Annotated in this window: 19 protein-coding genes and 1 pseudogene; 12 read left to right on the top strand and 8 right to left on the bottom strand. The window is 59.8% G+C overall.

All coding sequences use genetic code 11. From position 1 onward, the window contains the following. Positions 1-354: 354 nt before the first annotated feature. Both AC1DE4_RS26840 and AC1DE4_RS26845 read right to left on the bottom strand, forming a co-directional pair. A complete protein-coding gene (locus AC1DE4_RS26840) occupies positions 355-1,536 on the bottom strand; it encodes an IS91 family transposase (protein WP_477883898.1) in 1,182 nt (393 codons plus the stop codon). A 12-nt stretch (positions 1,537-1,548) separates the two neighbouring features. Further along, positions 1,549-2,412 carry a tyrosine-type recombinase/integrase gene (locus tag AC1DE4_RS26845; RefSeq protein ID WP_477883900.1) on the bottom strand — a complete coding sequence of 288 codons (864 nt, stop codon included), beginning with the start codon at positions 2,410-2,412 and terminating at the stop codon, positions 1,549-1,551. A 123-nt stretch (positions 2,413-2,535) separates the two neighbouring features. On the opposite strand from AC1DE4_RS26845, the gene AC1DE4_RS26850 reads away from it, so the two are divergent. From AC1DE4_RS26850 to AC1DE4_RS26860, 3 genes and pseudogenes are all read left to right on the top strand, one after another. Further along, entirely contained in the window at positions 2,536-2,835 is a 300-nt protein-coding gene (locus tag AC1DE4_RS26850) for a hypothetical protein (RefSeq protein WP_477883902.1), read from the top strand. Then, positions 2,832-3,149: pseudogene (locus AC1DE4_RS26855) on the top strand (class GN sortase); the annotation flags it as partial. The gene AC1DE4_RS26850 and the pseudogene AC1DE4_RS26855, both read left to right, overlap by 4 nt. Before the next feature lie 166 nt (positions 3,150-3,315). Further along, positions 3,316-4,464: a PQQ-dependent sugar dehydrogenase gene (locus tag AC1DE4_RS26860; protein ID WP_477883904.1), complete on the top strand. Its 1,149-nt coding sequence runs from the start codon at positions 3,316-3,318 to the stop codon at positions 4,462-4,464. 8 nt (positions 4,465-4,472) lie between these two features. On the opposite strand, the gene AC1DE4_RS26865 is transcribed toward AC1DE4_RS26860, so the two are convergent. Continuing rightward, positions 4,473-4,958: a DUF3052 domain-containing protein gene (locus AC1DE4_RS26865; RefSeq protein ID WP_477883906.1), complete on the bottom strand. Its 486-nt coding sequence runs from the start codon at positions 4,956-4,958 to the stop codon at positions 4,473-4,475. A gap of 103 nt (positions 4,959-5,061) precedes the next feature. On the opposite strand from AC1DE4_RS26865, the gene AC1DE4_RS26870 reads away from it, so the two are divergent. The 3 genes from AC1DE4_RS26870 to AC1DE4_RS26880 all read left to right on the top strand — a co-directional run bounded on the left by AC1DE4_RS26870 (position 5,062) and on the right by AC1DE4_RS26880 (position 7,209). Then, positions 5,062-5,976 carry a DMT family transporter gene (locus AC1DE4_RS26870; RefSeq protein ID WP_477883908.1) on the top strand — a complete coding sequence of 305 codons (915 nt, stop codon included), beginning with the start codon at positions 5,062-5,064 and terminating at the stop codon, positions 5,974-5,976. 465 nt (positions 5,977-6,441) lie between these two features. Then, positions 6,442-6,657: a cold-shock protein gene (locus AC1DE4_RS26875; protein WP_007534130.1), complete on the top strand. Its 216-nt coding sequence runs from the start codon at positions 6,442-6,444 to the stop codon at positions 6,655-6,657. A gap of 141 nt (positions 6,658-6,798) precedes the next feature. After that, entirely contained in the window at positions 6,799-7,209 is a 411-nt protein-coding gene (locus AC1DE4_RS26880) for a BA14K family protein (RefSeq protein ID WP_018857211.1), read from the top strand. 62 nt (positions 7,210-7,271) lie between these two features. Here AC1DE4_RS26880 and AC1DE4_RS26885 read toward each other — a convergent pair whose 3' ends face one another. Then, entirely contained in the window at positions 7,272-7,919 is a 648-nt protein-coding gene (locus AC1DE4_RS26885; RefSeq protein ID WP_018857212.1) for an MBL fold metallo-hydrolase, read from the bottom strand. A gap of 217 nt (positions 7,920-8,136) precedes the next feature. Here AC1DE4_RS26885 and AC1DE4_RS26890 point away from each other — a divergent pair, with 217 nt between their 5' ends. From AC1DE4_RS26890 to AC1DE4_RS26915, 6 genes are all read left to right on the top strand, one after another. Further along, positions 8,137-8,745, top strand: coding sequence for a DUF1236 domain-containing protein (locus tag AC1DE4_RS26890; RefSeq protein WP_192306642.1), 609 nt, complete (start codon positions 8,137-8,139; stop codon positions 8,743-8,745). 238 nt (positions 8,746-8,983) lie between these two features. Then, positions 8,984-9,250 (top strand): hypothetical protein, encoded by a 267-nt coding sequence (locus AC1DE4_RS26895; RefSeq protein ID WP_018857214.1) that lies wholly within the window; start codon positions 8,984-8,986, stop codon positions 9,248-9,250. Between the two features lie 523 nt (positions 9,251-9,773). After that, positions 9,774-10,271 carry a MarR family winged helix-turn-helix transcriptional regulator gene (locus tag AC1DE4_RS26900; protein WP_018857215.1) on the top strand — a complete coding sequence of 166 codons (498 nt, stop codon included), beginning with the start codon at positions 9,774-9,776 and terminating at the stop codon, positions 10,269-10,271. Then, positions 10,272-10,973 carry a response regulator gene (locus tag AC1DE4_RS26905; protein ID WP_018857216.1) on the top strand — a complete coding sequence of 234 codons (702 nt, stop codon included), beginning with the start codon at positions 10,272-10,274 and terminating at the stop codon, positions 10,971-10,973. It abuts the gene before it with no gap. 28 nt (positions 10,974-11,001) lie between these two features. Beyond that, on the top strand, positions 11,002-12,381 hold the full coding sequence (locus AC1DE4_RS26910) for an ATP-binding protein (protein WP_025661723.1): 1,380 nt from the start codon (positions 11,002-11,004) through the stop codon (positions 12,379-12,381). A 7-nt stretch (positions 12,382-12,388) separates the two neighbouring features. Next, positions 12,389-12,970, top strand: coding sequence for a DUF1349 domain-containing protein (locus tag AC1DE4_RS26915; protein WP_025661722.1), 582 nt, complete (start codon positions 12,389-12,391; stop codon positions 12,968-12,970). Here AC1DE4_RS26915 and AC1DE4_RS26920 read toward each other — a convergent pair whose 3' ends face one another. From AC1DE4_RS26920 to AC1DE4_RS26935, 4 genes are all read right to left on the bottom strand, one after another. Beyond that, the gene (locus AC1DE4_RS26920; RefSeq protein ID WP_025661721.1) at positions 12,971-13,312 is read right to left on the bottom strand and encodes a tRNA-binding protein; all 342 of its coding nucleotides are present in this window, start codon (positions 13,310-13,312) and stop codon (positions 12,971-12,973) included. It lies immediately after the preceding gene. 11 nt (positions 13,313-13,323) lie between these two features. Next, positions 13,324-14,142 carry a pyrroline-5-carboxylate reductase gene (gene proC, locus AC1DE4_RS26925; RefSeq protein WP_025661720.1) on the bottom strand — a complete coding sequence of 273 codons (819 nt, stop codon included), beginning with the start codon at positions 14,140-14,142 and terminating at the stop codon, positions 13,324-13,326. Then, the gene (locus AC1DE4_RS26930) at positions 14,143-14,643 is read right to left on the bottom strand and encodes a type III secretion system chaperone family protein (protein WP_018857221.1); all 501 of its coding nucleotides are present in this window, start codon (positions 14,641-14,643) and stop codon (positions 14,143-14,145) included. It abuts the gene before it with no gap. Between the two features lie 392 nt (positions 14,644-15,035). Next, a complete protein-coding gene (locus AC1DE4_RS26935) occupies positions 15,036-15,296 on the bottom strand; it encodes an accessory factor UbiK family protein (RefSeq protein WP_007534115.1) in 261 nt (86 codons plus the stop codon). Positions 15,297-15,324: the final 28 nt, after the last annotated feature.

A 15,324-nucleotide genomic window follows, 5' to 3' on the forward strand; every position in this document is an offset into this window, starting at 1 on the left:
TGAATCTGGAGGGTTCTGTGAGGTCCGAGGACGGGATCTCTCCAAACGAAAGGCCCCGACGGACCTCATTGAAGCCTGATTGAGCGAAGGCGCGGGAAGTTTGGCGCTATGGGGAAAGTAACAATCGGGCTGGCGTGAAGTGGTCGATGAATGGCCCGCAACAGGGTTGAACCATGTGGAACCGGCGCCTCGCGTGGGCCGTACTGGCTGCATCTGACGAGAAAAGCTGTGCCGCTGGGCCCTCAATGGTCTGCCCAGGCAGCCGGAACGGTGAGCAGCGCTTATGCTGCCCGCGCGCGAGTGGGCCGGTCCCGATGGAGGCCAGTCGATGATGGTGTGATGTGCCTTGAGCCCTCATGAAGTGTCATCCCAGCTTGGCCGAAGGGGTGGCGCCTGGCCATGGTACCACACGGCCAGGGTCACCATTGCTGCGCCGCAGCAGGGGCATGGGTGTTCCGGCTTCTGATCTTCATTTGATGCCTCGGCACGAAACGCAGTCTGTGGCGCCTCGGCCTGCAGCAATTGCCGGCACTGGGCGATCTGCTTGCCTCGCTGGCCATTGGCGAGAAAGCCATAGTGGCGGATCCGGTGGAAGCCATCTGGCAGGGTATGAAGGAGGAAACGGCGGATGAACTCGTCGGCGGTCAGCGTCATGAGCTTTCGCTTGCCACCCTGGCGATAATCCTTCCATTGGAAGGTGACCTTGCCGTCTTCCATGCTGACCAGACGGGAATTGGAGATCGCGACACGATGGGTGTAGCGGCCGAGATAGGCGAGAACCTGCTCGGGTCCGCCGAAGGGCTGCTTGGCATAGACGACCCAGTCGCGACGGCGGACCGTCTTGCAGAGGCGGGCAAAGGCGAGCGGGTCGGCGAGTTGCGAGATATCGCCGAAGAACGTCAACGTCTCGGTCTCGAAGGCGGCCTGCAATGCTTCGACAAACAAGCGGCGAAACAGGCGCGACAACACCTTGACCGGCAGGAAGAAGCCGGGTCTGGAGGCAATCCAGCGGCTGCCATCGGGCGATGGCCCGCCACCTGGCACGATGCAATGAAGATGGGGATGAAAGGTCAGGGTCTGGCCCCAAGTGTGCAGGATCGCAATGAGGCCGATCTCGGCACCCAGATGTCTGGGATTGGCAGCGACCCTGCGCAGGGTCTCGGCAGTCGTCCTGAAAAGGATGGCGTAGACGGCCTGCTTGTTCTGGTAGGTGATGGCCTCGAGCTCGGCCGGCAATGTGAAGACGACGTGGAAATAGGGCACCGGCAGAAGCTCGCTCTCGCGTGCGGCGATCCAGTCGCGTGCCACCTGCCCCTGGCAGCGTGGGCAATGCCTGTTGCGGCACGAATTATAGGCGACGCGGACTGTGCCGCATTCGCGGCAGCCCTCGACATGGCCACCAAGGGCTGCCGTGCGGCACAGTTCAACCGCACTCATCACACGTCGCTCGACACGACCGAGATGACCGTGATGGGCCTGTCGATAGGCTTCGCCATGGTGGCGGAAGATGTCCGCCACCTCGAGCTTCGCCGACATGGCGAGGCGACGTCAGCGCGGCGGTACGACTTCGCGGTTGAGCTGGTCGAGCGGGCTTTGGGTCTGGCGGATGAGCCTGGTAGAAACCCTGGTGTAGATCGCCGTACTCGTCAGACTGTTGTGGCCAAGCAGAACCTGGATGACACGAAGATCCGTTCCACTCTCCAGGAGATGGGTGGCAAATGAATGTCGCAGCGAATGGGGTGTCACTCGCTTGTCGATGCCGGCTTCCTCCCGGGCCAGGTGGCAGGCATCATAGAGAACCGAGTTGGAGATCGGGCGATTTCTGCCATCTCTGGGAAACAGCCAATCCTGCGGTCTTGCCCGGCGCCAATAGGCCCGCAGGATCTGCAGCAACTGTTGCGACAGCATGACATAACGATCTTTGCCGCCCTTGCCGTGCACGACGCGGATCACCATCCGGTCACTGTCGATATCGCCGACCTTAAGGTTGACGACCTCCGAGACGCGCAGGCCCGCCGCGTAGGCGATAGTCAGTGCCGCGCGCGCCTTCAGGCCCGGTACTGCCTCCAGAAAGCGCACCACTTCATTGGTCGAAAGCACCACCGGCAGCTTGCGCGGCTCGCGCGCATAGGCAATGCGCACCGGGATCTCGTCACGACCCAGCGTGATACCGTAGAGGAAGCGCAAGGCGCACACCGTCTGGTTCAGCGCCCCCCATGAAATTCCCCGCGAAACCAGGTGCACCTGGAAGGCACGGACATCCTCCAGGCCAAGCTTGTCTGGCGAGCGGCCGAAATAACGGCTGAACTTTGACACTGCATGGAGGTAACATCGCTGCGTCGCCGGCGACAGATTGCGGATGCTCATGTCCTCGATCATGCGGCGGCGCAATGGGCTGATCACTTCGCTCATCGGGTGTCTCCTGTCTGTGAGGTTTGGGCTTTAGCAACCGCAATCCTCGCAGGCAGGGCACCTTTGCGCTATCCGCGCACCCAGGTGGCGCGCTAGCGCCTTCGTTCAATCATGGTTGCAGTTGTGGCTTTCGCTGCGTCGATCCTTATGACCTTCGGGCTGGTAACGACGGTCTACGCCGAAGAAAGCCAGCAGGTGTCCGCACAGTCAGCCACATCGCAAATGGCAGCCGCGCCAACGGTAAAGGCAGTGGGGCTTGGCGCACAGAACTCCGTGTCGGTAAAGCTGCCGCAAAGGGCGACAGGCGCTGACGAACGGATCACCCGCGGCAGCCTTATGCTTCTAGCCGCACTGGTCGCGACATGCGGGCTGGCCATCTGGCGCCGGCGACTACACGGCGTCTTTGCCGGAGCCAGCCAATGACGCCCGTGAATTCGGGACCCAGAGTTCGAAACCACGAGGCGGACGAATTCGGCCCGCTTCCGACCTATATCGAGCTCGCCATGGCGACGGCGGCGGCAACCGCTTACGACGCGAATACAGCGCAGGAAAACCGTATGCGCCTGCCCCGTCTCTCCGTCATCGAGAAGGCAATTGTCGTTAGCATCGCCGCTCTTGCGCTTTACGGAACGGTGCTGATCGCCGGCGGGCTCTATATCAAGGCCAAGGCCGAACTGTCGCAAATTCTCTCGCAGCACTCCTTTGCCGCCGAACTTCGTAGCGAAGACACCAGGCCTTGACCGTGGGCGGATCTCGCCACCGAAGCAGAGGTCCCCACTCGTCTACCCGCGACCGATCGTCGCCTCGCCATCGGCAAACACAAAGCCGTTATCCCACGCGAATGAGGTTGAAGCCGGTGGACGACGCTCCACGTTGACCAGACGACAGGCATTGGGACAGACCATGACGACACTTGCACGGCTTCCATTCGGCTTCTTTCTCGCAACCGCGGCATTGGCCGCCTCCCCAAGCTTTTCTGCCGACATCGTCAAGACGAAGACGGTCGAGGTTCAAGTCGACACCATTGCAACAGGCCTCGAGCACCCCTGGGCCGTGGAGGTGCTCCCTGATGGTTCCTATCTCGTTACCGAACGACCGGGACGGCTGCGCATCGTACGCGACGGCAAGCTCTCTGCCCCCATCGCCGGCGTCCCTGAAGTCAGCGCCCGGGGGCAAGGTGGTCTGATGGACGTTGCGATCGCGCCTGATTTTGCAACAAGCCGCCAGATATTCCTCACGGCCGCGACCAGGGCCAGGGGCGGCTCCGGCACCGAGGTATTCAGCGCCACGCTGTCAAATGACGGAACAAGGCTGAACGACGTCAAATCCATCTTCACGATGAAGCGCTTCACCGGCGGCAACATCCAGTACGGCTCCCGCATAGCGTTCGGCAAGGACGGCTCGCTGTTCATCAGTGTCGGTGACCGTGGTGACAGGGATCGTGCCCAGGATTGGAAGGACGATGCCGGCTCCATCATCCACATCAACGCCGATGGCAGCATTCCCACCGACAATCCCTTCAAGGACGGCGGCAAGGCGCTTCCGGAGGTCTGGTCGAAGGGCCATCGCAATCCGCAGGGCATCGCCTTCGATGCCGCAGACGGCAAGCTCTACACGGCGGAGCACGGCGCCCGCGGCGGTGACGAAATCAACTACATCGAGCCCGGCAAAAACTACGGCTGGCCGATCATAACCTACGGACGCGACTATTCGGGCGCCGAGATCGGCGAAGGCACAGCCAAGGAAGGGCTTGAGCAACCGCTTTATTATTGGGACCCGTCGATCGCGCCGGGAGCATTGGCCATTTATCGCGGCAAGATGTTTCCCGAATGGGACGGCAACTTTCTCGTTGCTGCGCTGAAGTTCCAGCTGCTGTCGCGAATGCAGCGCGATGAAGGCGGAGCTTTCGTCGCCGAGGAGCGGATTTTCGACGGCTACTATGGCCGCATGCGTGATGTGATCGTCGCACCCGACGGCGCCCTGCTGCTCCTCACGGATGAAGACGATGGTGCCTTGCTAAGAGTGTCGCGGGCGCCGGTAAACAATGGTTGACACTAAGCCTAGAGGCCGGCGCGCAGTTCCTTTCGAAACATAAACTTCAGGGCGGACCATGTCTCATCGACAGCGCAGACTTTGACGTCAACCAGCCCCAAAGGCACGAATATCGATCGCAGAACGTCTTCGGTGACTGTGGTCGGCACCCGCGCCGCCTTCTTGGGCCAGGAAATCCAAAGCATCCCGTCGGGCTTGAGAGCGCCCGATACAGCCTGGGCAATACCTTCCAGGACTACCCGGCGGGCTTCGAAAACATGCACGTAGTCGAAGCGACGCTCAATCATTGATGGCAAAGCTTTCGTAACGGAGGAGAAATGCTCAAAGGATTGTATCTCGACGATCTCGGGTACACCGATCAGCAGCGCCGCCTGCCCTTCCCTCAGGCCGAGCTTTCGCGTGAGCGAGTTGCCGCAATACCCCGCTGGCGCATCATGGCGCTGTTGTCGCGGCGCAGCCTTTTCGTCCGCCGATGAAACCGTTTTCGTTGCCATCCGTTTGCTCTCAGGCGCTTACCCAGTGGCGACATTCTTCACCCTTGCCCAAACCAAAGGCAACTGCTAACGCTCGCCCATACTCTCCCGCACCGAGGACGACATGACGCGCATTCAGGCGAACCTCCTTCTATTGCTTGCAGCTGCCATCTGGGGCGGCGGCTTTGTCGCGCAGTCGACGGCAATGAAGGCAATCGGTCCGTTCTGGTTCATTGGCCTGCGCTTCGTGATTGCCGCAGTCGCGGTCCTGCCGTTCATGCTCTTCGAAGCCCGCAAGGCGCGGGTAAAGACCGCGCCGCGCCATCTCAAGCTCTATCTGCTGACGGGTCTTGCGCTATTCGGTGGCGCCGCCACCCAGCAGATCGGCCTGCAGACGACGACCGTGACGAATTCGAGCTTCATCACCGGCCTCTACGTTGTGATCGTCCCCCTGATCGCTGTCGTCTTCCTGCGCCGCTCCCCGCACTGGATCATCTGGCCCGGCGCGATCATGGCCGTTTCCGGCATCTACATGTTGTCCGGTGGCCAACTCTCGGCACTGACGACCGGTGATCTGCTCACGGTCGCCTGCGCGGTCTTCTGGGCCGGGCAGATCACCCTGGCCGGCATCACAGTGTCCGAAACCGGGCGCCCGCTTACCCTTTCGACCGCCCAGTTTGCGGTGACCGGGGCCTGCGCGCTCGTCGTTGCCATCGTCGCGGAACCGATCAGTTGGGCAGCGGTCTGGGCGGCAGCCCCCGAGATCCTCTACGTCGGGATATTCTCGTCCGGTGTCGCCTTCTCGCTGCAGGTCATCGGCCAGCGCTACACGACCTCGTCGCAGGCAGCGATCTTCCTGTCATCTGAAGCACTCTTCGGCGCCTCGCTCGGCGCTCTGCTGCTGGGCGAAACCATGCCGCCGCTCGGCTACGCCGGCTGCGCGCTAATGTTCACCGCCATGCTTCTGGTTGAGGTGGTGCCCGAAATTACGCGCCGTCGAGCTTCGGAGAGGTTGAAACCGAGCCCAAACTTGGGTTGAACGCCCGGAAAAGAAAAAAACTTTAGCCTTTACGTAGTCGCGTTAGCGTTGCATTTTTGGCAAAATCTGCTCCCAAACTATATTGCCAACGATATAAAGCGTTGCTCGGCGGCGGCTAACGACCAAAATTTTGCTCTGGGCGTGCAAAAATGCCTCCTATAGGTGCCTTTCAGCACAGACGCGTTAAAAAACTTTTGCTTGCCAAAATTTAATAATCGCAGCACTCTCACCGTGTTCGGGCATTTTGCGAGCATGGGAAGTCCTTGAGAATGTGCGCGCCGGAGACGCTAAAATTCCGGTCAACCAATTCCGAGAAAGCGGGCGTCAGTCCCGTGGTGAGTTTGGTTGTGCTAGAGGGGACCTTTTTCTCACATTTCAATAATTGCCTGCTAACGTCTCCGTGAGGAGGCAATATCAGTGATGCTGCCCGTGTGGATGGCGGGCAGAGATAAAAGGACCTGACGCATGGCCGAGACTGGCACAGTAAAATTCTTCAACACCGACAAAGGTTTTGGCTTTATCAAGCCGGACAAGGGCGGCGCGGACATCTTTGTACACATTTCTGCCGTTCAGGCTTCTGGCTTGGCCGGACTGACGGAGAATCAGAAGGTTAGCTTCGACACGGAGCCGGACCGCCGCGGCAAGGGCCCCAAGGCTGTCAACCTGCAGATCGCAGGCTGAGCCTCTAGCCAACGCTGTCAATTCGAGTTGAAGCCCGGCAGCGATGCCGGGTTTTGTCATTCAGCCTGCATTCAGATCGCGGCCCTTACCTTGCCATCATCAAGGTGCAGAACCGGTATCGGTTAAAACAGGGAAATACAAATGAACAGGCTTGCGAAGACGCTCCTTATGACGGCAACCGCTGCTGCCCTCGCAGTATCATCGATCGGGGTCGCGTCGGCTGGTGACTGGCACCGTCACCACCATGGCGATGATGCGCTTGTCGGTGGCGCCGTCGGCCTTGCAACGGGTCTGATTGTGGGTTCAGCCATTGCAAGCGCGCCGCGTTATGATGAGCCGCGCTACATCGACCCGCCCTACGACCCGGAATACGAAGCCGTTCCGGTCTATCGCGCTCCCCCGCCCCGCTACTATCGTCCGGTTGCCGCCGACATCGAGCCCTGGACTCCGCAGTGGGAACGCTACTGCTCCTATCGCTACCGGTCGTTTGACCCGCGCAGCGGCACATTTATCGGCAACGATGGCCGCAGCCACTTCTGCAACGCCGGCTAATCGCCTGAACGCGCAATCAAACACGAAGCGCCGCCTCTCAGCGGCGCTTTTGTTTTGGGTGCTCAGATCCCTTGCAGGAAGGGATTGCTCCGTCGCTCGTCGCCGATCCGGCTGCCCGGCCCGTGTCCGCAAATGAAGCCGACGTCATCGCCCAGCGGCAAGACCTTGTCGCGGATCGAATCGAGCAATTGCTGGTGATTGCCCCCGGGTAGATCCGTCCGACCGATCGAGCCGTTGAAAAGCACATCGCCCAGATGGGCAAAATTCTGTGCGCGATTGAAGTAGATGACATGGCCGGGCGCGTGGCCTGGTGTGTGGTACACCTCGAACTCGTGCGTGCCAAACGAGACCTTGTCGCCATCCTTCAGCCAACGATCCGGAACGACATTCTGCATGCCCGACGGGATGCCATACTTTTGCGCCTGGGTCTCGATCCGCTGCAGCAAGGGAAGATCGTCCTCGTGCGGACCGACGATATCGATGTTAAGGGCTTCCTTGAGCTCCCTAGCTCCACCTGCGTGGTCGAGATGGCCATGTGTCAGCCAGATTTCCTTGATGTCGAACCCGTTCGCCGTGATGGCCTCGAGGATCGCCGGGACATCGCCGCCGGGATCGACAACGACGCCTTCCTTGGTCTCCGGGTCGAAGAGGATCGTGCAGTTCTGCTGAAATGGTGTCACCGGAATAATGCCGGCCTGGAGCATGCCCATGAGTGCCTCGCTTGTCTTTGTCCCGGGTTCCTATAGTCCGAAATCACACCGTGCGCAGCCCGCGATTTAGTGAACACAGTCTGGCTTCAGGGTTCGATCACCAGCCACGTTCGAATTTAACACGTCGATACAATCGTTTACCGGCGAAAGCGAAGGCGGCGGAACATCGTCTGCACCCCAAACGTTACTTGCCTGTATTAAGACAAGGAGAAACGAGATGACCTTGAAGCGAAATCTGTTCCTGGCTGGCGCGATCGTCGTGGGAAGCGCCGGTCTTGCCCAGGCGGACATGGTTGCCACGGCCATCAACGATCTGAACGTTCGCGCAGGCCCCGGTCCGCAATATCCCTCAATCGGAATCGCGACGCGCGGCTCGCAGGCAATGCTGGATGGTTGCATCCAGGGAAGCCGCTGGTGCCGTGTTGACGTCAACGGCGTGCGTGGCTGGGTCTATGCTCAGTATCTGCAGGTCGAACAGGGTGGCAGCACCGTCGTCGTCGAGCAGCACCAGTCCGATCTAGGCGTTCCCGTCGTGACCTATGAGACGACGGCAAGCGTCGCTCCTGAGCCGGCACCGGGCGACGAGTTGCTTGGACCGGTTGGCTCCGTCGACGCCGTTACCCCACCTGAAACCGTCACGACCTATGTCCAGACCAATCCGGCACAGACCGTGCGCCTCGGTGGCGATGTCGTCGTGGGTGCTTCCGTGCCGGCTGATGTGACGTTCCAGGAAATTCCGGACTATCAGTATCGGTATGTTCGAATCAACGATCGACCGGTCCTTGTGGACCCCGGCACCCGCCGCATCGTTTACGTCTACAACTGATTGTAACGCACAACACGGAAAAGGCGCCCCGCGGGCGCCTTTTTTTGCGCAGACAGCGTGGAAAACTTTCACGCGTGGGTTGCTCTCCATTCCACTAAATATTCAATCATGATAAAATACTGAAATTCAGACGATATCCCCTGCTCCCGGTCGGAGGTCGGATCGCCTGTAGGGCTGGCTATCCTTTCGGATCGCGCAGCCGGCAGTGGCGTTTGAGGAAACGCGAAGGAGGGAAATCGTGGAAGCCTTATTGCCCATCATCACACAGGTAATAGCGGGTGCAGTCGGCGGCAATGTCGCAAGCGGCGCGTTGAAGCAGGTTGCAATCAATACCGTCGCCCGGACGATCGCCGGCGCGATCGGTGGCATCGGCGGTGGCATGCTGCTCAGCATGGTCGGCGGCGAAGCTGCAATGACCGGTTTGATTGCCGACGGTATCGGCGGCCTGATCGGCGGCGGCATCCTGTCGACGATCGTAGGAGCGGTAGCCGCCCGCGCACGATAGATAGCCCATCGAGAAGCGGCCGAGGCTCCCTGGGAACCCGGTCGCTGTCCTTTGCTGGAGGATAGTCGGCGGCAGCGGCCACGCGATCTATCTCTCTTACATAGTCGCTCATCAGTGTTTCGCTGATCGTCGCCGGCATAAACCGGTGTGGCCCGATTTCCGTCACAGCCCAGCCGTGTTCTCCCATGAACACCAGGTTTGCGGCGTGAAACCCATAGGTCGACACGTGGATCTTTGCGTTTTTCCACTGAACGAACGCACCGCAGCCGTTCGCTCTCCTCCGCTGCCCGTACGCCATTGTTGTTGATTGTTATCCCCGATACGTTTTATCCACTGACACAGGGGAAAATTACGCATTGTGGTGAAGTTTGCGAAGTGGGGCCAAATTTCCGGTGGAAACGGCATCCCCTTCCGGCTTCGCGACGCGTGGGGGAAGCAAGCAACGGCGCAAAGATACGTCAAATGCTGGCATATTTTTATCTGAGCTTCCCGCGAGGTGCGCAACAAGAAAGGAAATGCCAAATTGGCACGCCAGACGAGCCCAAAGGCGGGCAAGCCCGAACTGCTGAAAATGCCGATGGAAAACACAGAAACCATCGATTTTGAGATCATCGAGCTTCTGTTCTTCTCCTATCGTGACTTCGTTTCGGATCCTGACGCCATCCTGGCAGAGATCGGCTTCGGGCGCGCGCACCACCGTGTCGTTCACTTTGTTAACCGCAACCCGGGCATGACGGTTGCCGATCTGCTGGATACGTTGAAGATAACCAAGCAGAGTCTTGCAAGAGTGCTCAAACAACTCATTGATTCGGGGTATATTCGACAGATTGCGGGGCCTGAAGACAGGCGGCAGCGCAAGCTCTATCCTACCAAGATGGGGCGCGAGCTTGCTCTTGCTCTGGCGGAGCCGCAATCGCGCCGTATTGAGAGAGCATTCGACGGGGCTTCTCCGGAGGTACGGGAAGGCATAAAGGCCTTCCTCAGAGGTATGCGGAATAGACCAAACTCGAGAGCGGATTGAATGGCGACAAAGACAGTGATTTCGGACGACGCTGCGCACTTGCTTGTTGTGGATGACGACACGCGTATCCGCGCCCTGCTCAACCGCTATTTGACCGAGAACGGCTTCCGGGTGACCGTGGCCGCGGATGGCGCGGAAGCTCAACGCAAGCTTGCCGGCTTGGATTTCGACCTCATCATCATGGACGTCATGATGCCGGGTGAGTCCGGGATCGAAGTGACCAGGGGTCTGCGCACGATCAAGAACGTGCCAATCATCATGCTCACGGCGCTGGCGGAGTCAGGCAGCCGCATTGAGGGCCTCGAGGCAGGCGCCGACGATTATCTGGCCAAGCCCTTCGACCCACGCGAGCTCGTGCTGCGCGTCAACAACATCCTGCGCCGCAATGTCTCGAACGATGCGCCGAAAATCGAACAGGTGATGTTCGGACCATATACCTTCTCGCTCACACGCAAGGAGCTGAAGAAGGCGTCCGAAGTCGTCCGGCTGACGGATCGCGAGCAGGAAATCATGCTGCTGTTCGCCAAACGCGCCGGCGATACCATTCCGCGACACGAGCTTATCGGCAACGATGTCGATGTCGGTGAGCGCACCATCGATGTGCAGATCAATCGCCTGAGACGCAAGATCGAGGACGATCCCGCAAATCCGGTCTGGCTGCAGACGGTTCGTGGTATAGGATACCGATTGAGCATCGATTGACAGTCGCAACCCCAGGACCAGCGGCCAAATGGTGACATTCGACTCTCTTCGGCGCGACGACCGCTCGCCCGCCCGCGGCTGGCGGTGGATGCTGCGCAGATTTCGGCTCTATCTGCCGACGGGCCTGTACGTCCGCTCGCTGCTGATCATCATTATCCCCATGGTGCTCCTGCAGTCTGTTGTCGCCGCCGTATTCATGGAGCGCCACTGGCAGATGGTGACCCAACGCCTTTCAGCTGCCGTCACGCGCGACATAGCGGCCATCATCCAGATCATCGAGACTTATCCGCAAGATACGGACTTTAGCGAAGTCACCCGTATCGCACGCGATCAGATGAACTTGCAGATCTCGATCGAACCGGACGGCGATCTGCCATCGCCACGCACAAAGCCCTTCTTCTCCATCCTGGACGGTATCCTGAGCGACGAGATCAGCGATCAGATCAAGCGCCCCTTCTGGATCGACACGCTCGGCGACTCCAGCCTCGTCGAGATCCGCATCAAGCTCGAAGACAAGATCCTTCGCGTATTGGCACGGCGTAGCTCGACCTATGCCTCCAACACTCACATCTTCATTGTGTGGATGGTTGGCGCCTCGCTGGTCCTGATTGGCATATCGATCCTCTTCCTGCGCGGGCAGATCCGCCCGATCCTAGCGCTGGCCAACGCCGCCGAAAACTTCGGCAAGGGGCAGAAGGCCGACAACTTCCACCCGCGTGGGGCAGATGAGGTTCGTCGTGCGGGCCTTGCCTTCATTCTGATGCGCGAGCGCATCGAGCGACAGATCGAGCAACGCACGGCGATGCTGACCGGAGTGAGCCACGATCTGCGCACGATCCTGACCCGCTTCAAGCTGCAGCTGGCACTGGCCGGCGAAAATCCGGAGCTTCACGGCCTGAACGACGACGTCAACGATATGCAGTCGATGCTCGAGGCCTACATGGCGTTTGCCCGAAGCGAGGTCGAAGAGGACGTTGGCGACCTGAAGCTCAGCGAGCTCTTCGCACGAGTGGCGGCAGACTTCGAACTTCACGACGGCAAGAGGCTTACATACTCGATCGACGGAGACGACGAGATCTTGGTGCGTCCGAACGCCTTCACGCGCCTTGTGACCAACCTCGCCTCAAATGCCCGCCGCTACGCCAACACGCTCGACATCAACGCCAGGCACAGCGCCAAGTGGCTGACGATCACCTTTGACGATGACGGCCCGGGAATTCCAGAAAGGAACCGCGAGGACGTCTTCAAGCCGTTCTTCCGGCTCGACGAAGCCCGAAATCTCGATGCCTCGGGCACCGGCCTGGGCCTCGCAATCGCGCGCGACATCGCACGAAGCCACGGCGGCAACGTCACGCTTGGCGACAGCCCTCTGGGTGGCCTTCGGGCGACCGTTCGCCTGCCCGCGTGAGGAAAAGATGACGATGGACACGAGCTCAATGACATGGCTGAACCCGCCGCCTCGCTTCGAGATGCGCGGCGGGGATTTGCATGTCTGGTCGGGACCCAAGACCGATTTCTGGCAGGGGACCTATTACGGCTTCCACCGCGACGACGGACATTTCCTGCACCGGTCGCGACAAGGCGACTTCACCGCCGAGGTTTCCTTCTCGGGACGCTACCAGGAACTCTACGATCAGGCTGGCCTCATGGTACGGGCTGATGCCACGCATTGGATGAAATGCGGGATCGAATATACCGATGGCGCCATGCATTTCAGCGTCGTCGTGACCAACGGCAATTCCGATTGGTCAGCCTTTCGGCTCGACCACACATTCGAGCGCATGGGCGTGCGGGTGACACGCAATGGCGATGCGCTGTTCATTCAATACAGAACGGACCGCATGGAAGATTGGCGCATGGCACGCCTTGCGTGGATCGATCCGGCGTATGCAGAGGTTGCCGTCGGGCCGGTATTCTGCTCGCCGCAACGCGCCGGCTTCGAAGCCGTATTCCACGATTTCTCGCTGACCGATCCGCTGTCGCGCGAGATCCACTGATCACATCAGCTTCTTGCCGTTCGGTACGGGCTTGTCAGTTCTTGCAAGAACGATCGCTCCCGCCTCATCCTCGAAGCCCAAGGTCAGGACTTCCGAGCGGACCGGGCCGATCTGCCGTGGCGGAAAGTTCACCACGCCGAGAACCTGCCGACCGACAAGGCTCTCGGGCGTATAGTGAACCGTAATCTGGGCCGACGACTTCTTGAGACCGATCTCTGGCCCGAAGTCGATCAGCAGCTTGAAGGCCGGCTTTCGCGCCTCCGGAAACGGACTTGCCTCGACGATCGTACCGACACGAATGTCGACACGCTCGAAGTCGGCATATGTGATTTCGTCAGCCATACAGGTTGTCCTCAGCCGGCAAGCTCTTCGGCGCGCTTGCGCGCTGCCGCGAGGGCCTTGTCGAAAAGAGGCTGCATCGCGTCCTCGGCCATCAGGACCGAAAGCGCGGCGGCGGTCGTGCCGCCCGGCGATGTCACGTTCTGCCGCAGCCGCGAGGCGTCGTCGGGGGACTGGTGCAAAAGCTCACCAGCCCCCGCGACCGTTTCCCGTGCAAGACGCATGGCAAGGTCCGCCTGCAAGCCAAGTTTACGGCCTGCCTCTGCCATACACTCGACGAGATAAAACACATAAGCCGGTCCGCTTCCCGACAGCGCCGTAACGGCATCGATGTCGGCTTCGGTTGGAACCCATTCTACCGGACCGGATACACGCAAGAGAGAATGGACGTGCTCACGCTGCGCATCGGTGACGCGGGCATTGGCAAACGCACCCGTAACACCACGACCGACCATGGCCGGGGTGTTCGGCATAGCGCGCACCATCGCAGCCTCACCGAGATGCTTTTCAAGAAACAACAGCGTCTTTCCGGCGGCGACCGACACAACGACGGTTTCTGATCCCACCGTTCCCTTGACCGGAGGCAGCACGGCATCCATCACCTGTGGCTTGACCGCCAGAAAGAGAACGCCTGCCGTCAGCCCGGCATGAGCCGAGGTAACGTGCGTTACGCCGGCATCGTTGATTGTTTTCATCATCTGTTCGGACGGACCGGGATCGATGACGACGATGGAAGAACCGGCCACTCCGCTCTTCAGCCAGCCAGAGAGCATTGCGCCCCCCATATTGCCGGCACCGATAAGAACGATAGGACCTGAAGATGCGGATGACATTTACGCCTCGCCGACGGTTTCGAAGAGAACCGCTTCCATGGCGCGGTTCGCCTCCATGCCCGACCAGATCACGAACTGGAACGCTTGATAGTACGCCTCACAGGTATCGAGCGCACTAGCGAGCAAAACCTCGACCTGTCGATTGGTCGGCTCCGCACCGCCGGCAAGCAGCAGCGACTGACGGAAGATGATGACATCTTCCTGGCGCCAAAGATCGAAGTGTCCCATCAGGACCTGGCCGTTGATCGCGGCCAAGAGCTTGGTGACCTCGTTAACGCGCTGTTCGGGAACCTTGACGTCGAAGGCGCAGCCAAGGTGCAGCGCCTCGAACTCTTCCATCCAGGAAAAGGAAACGTGGTAGTCGGCCCACTTCCCTTCAACCGTCATCGCAATTTCGTCGTCACCCGACCGCTCGAAAGACCAGTCGTTATTGGCGGCGACGTACTCGATCATATCGACCGGGTTCGACTGACGCTCGACTTCCAATTCCATGAGGCTCATGCAGCACCTTCTTGACCGGAGTGAATGCGAACCAACTTCGTCAACGAGACACAAGGAGAACACACGCAACAGCCGGAACCACCAACCGTGATGACCGTTGAACCACTACCAGACTTAACGCAGTCAAACCTGCCTGGAGCTTACCAACCGCTTCGAATCATCATTTAAAATCAGTGTATAACGGGCTCGGCGACACGCCAGCCCCTGAAGGCCGTTTTAGGGAACGGCACTGTGGAAAGCTTTTCGGGTTTAGATTCAGAAGGAGGGTTTAAATGACTCTGCCCATTGATCTTTTTGGCAGTGTCCACAGGTGGATAACCGCACCTGGTTTTTAGGCCGCAGCCGCGGTGTGTCTCATAAAGGTCACACCACGGCCTGTCTCACAACGGGAATTACTTGCCCTTGGCCGCAAGCTTCTCTTCAAGGGCGGCGATCCGCGCAAGCAGCGCATCATTTTCATCGCGCGCCTTGATCGCCATTTCGCGTACGACCTCGAATTCCTCGCGCTTCACGATGTCGAGCGTATTGAGCCAGCGCTCCGCCTGCGCATTGAAGGCTGTCTCGATTTCCTTGCGCACACCCTGGGCAGCGCCAGCCGCATCCGTCATCAGCTTGGCGAACTCGTCCATGATGCGGTTTGCTCCAGTCGTCATGGCGATTTTCTCCCTTTGCTATAGACCA

It is taken from the genome of Rhizobium sp. 10N414, assembly GCF_056394785.1.

Excerpts from the sequence above, each read along its gene's own strand:
- AC1DE4_RS26890 (WP_192306642.1), top strand. The coding sequence starts at position 8,137 with ATGACCTTGAAGCGAAATCTGTTCCTGGCTGGCGCGATCGTCGTGGGA.
- AC1DE4_RS26875 (WP_007534130.1), top strand. The coding sequence starts at position 6,442 with ATGGCCGAGACTGGCACAGTAAAATTCTTCAACACCGACAAAGGTTTT.
- AC1DE4_RS26905 (WP_018857216.1), top strand. The coding sequence starts at position 10,272 with ATGGCGACAAAGACAGTGATTTCGGACGACGCTGCGCACTTGCTTGTT.
- proC (WP_025661720.1), bottom strand. The coding sequence starts at position 14,142 with ATGTCATCCGCATCTTCAGGTCCTATCGTTCTTATCGGTGCCGGCAAT.
- AC1DE4_RS26860 (WP_477883904.1), top strand. The coding sequence starts at position 3,316 with ATGACGACACTTGCACGGCTTCCATTCGGCTTCTTTCTCGCAACCGCG.
- AC1DE4_RS26870 (WP_477883908.1), top strand. The coding sequence starts at position 5,062 with ATGACGCGCATTCAGGCGAACCTCCTTCTATTGCTTGCAGCTGCCATC.
- AC1DE4_RS26920 (WP_025661721.1), bottom strand. The coding sequence starts at position 13,312 with ATGGCTGACGAAATCACATATGCCGACTTCGAGCGTGTCGACATTCGT.
- AC1DE4_RS26885 (WP_018857212.1), bottom strand. The coding sequence starts at position 7,919 with ATGGGCATGCTCCAGGCCGGCATTATTCCGGTGACACCATTTCAGCAG.
- AC1DE4_RS26880 (WP_018857211.1), top strand. The coding sequence starts at position 6,799 with ATGAACAGGCTTGCGAAGACGCTCCTTATGACGGCAACCGCTGCTGCC.
- AC1DE4_RS26840 (WP_477883898.1), bottom strand. The coding sequence starts at position 1,536 with ATGTCGGCGAAGCTCGAGGTGGCGGACATCTTCCGCCACCATGGCGAA.
- AC1DE4_RS26935 (WP_007534115.1), bottom strand. The coding sequence starts at position 15,296 with ATGACGACTGGAGCAAACCGCATCATGGACGAGTTCGCCAAGCTGATG.
- AC1DE4_RS26910 (WP_025661723.1), top strand. The coding sequence starts at position 11,002 with ATGGTGACATTCGACTCTCTTCGGCGCGACGACCGCTCGCCCGCCCGC.
- AC1DE4_RS26865 (WP_477883906.1), bottom strand. The coding sequence starts at position 4,958 with ATGGCAACGAAAACGGTTTCATCGGCGGACGAAAAGGCTGCGCCGCGA.
- AC1DE4_RS26845 (WP_477883900.1), bottom strand. The coding sequence starts at position 2,412 with ATGAGCGAAGTGATCAGCCCATTGCGCCGCCGCATGATCGAGGACATG.
- AC1DE4_RS26930 (WP_018857221.1), bottom strand. The coding sequence starts at position 14,643 with ATGAGCCTCATGGAATTGGAAGTCGAGCGTCAGTCGAACCCGGTCGAT.
- AC1DE4_RS26915 (WP_025661722.1), top strand. The coding sequence starts at position 12,389 with ATGACGATGGACACGAGCTCAATGACATGGCTGAACCCGCCGCCTCGC.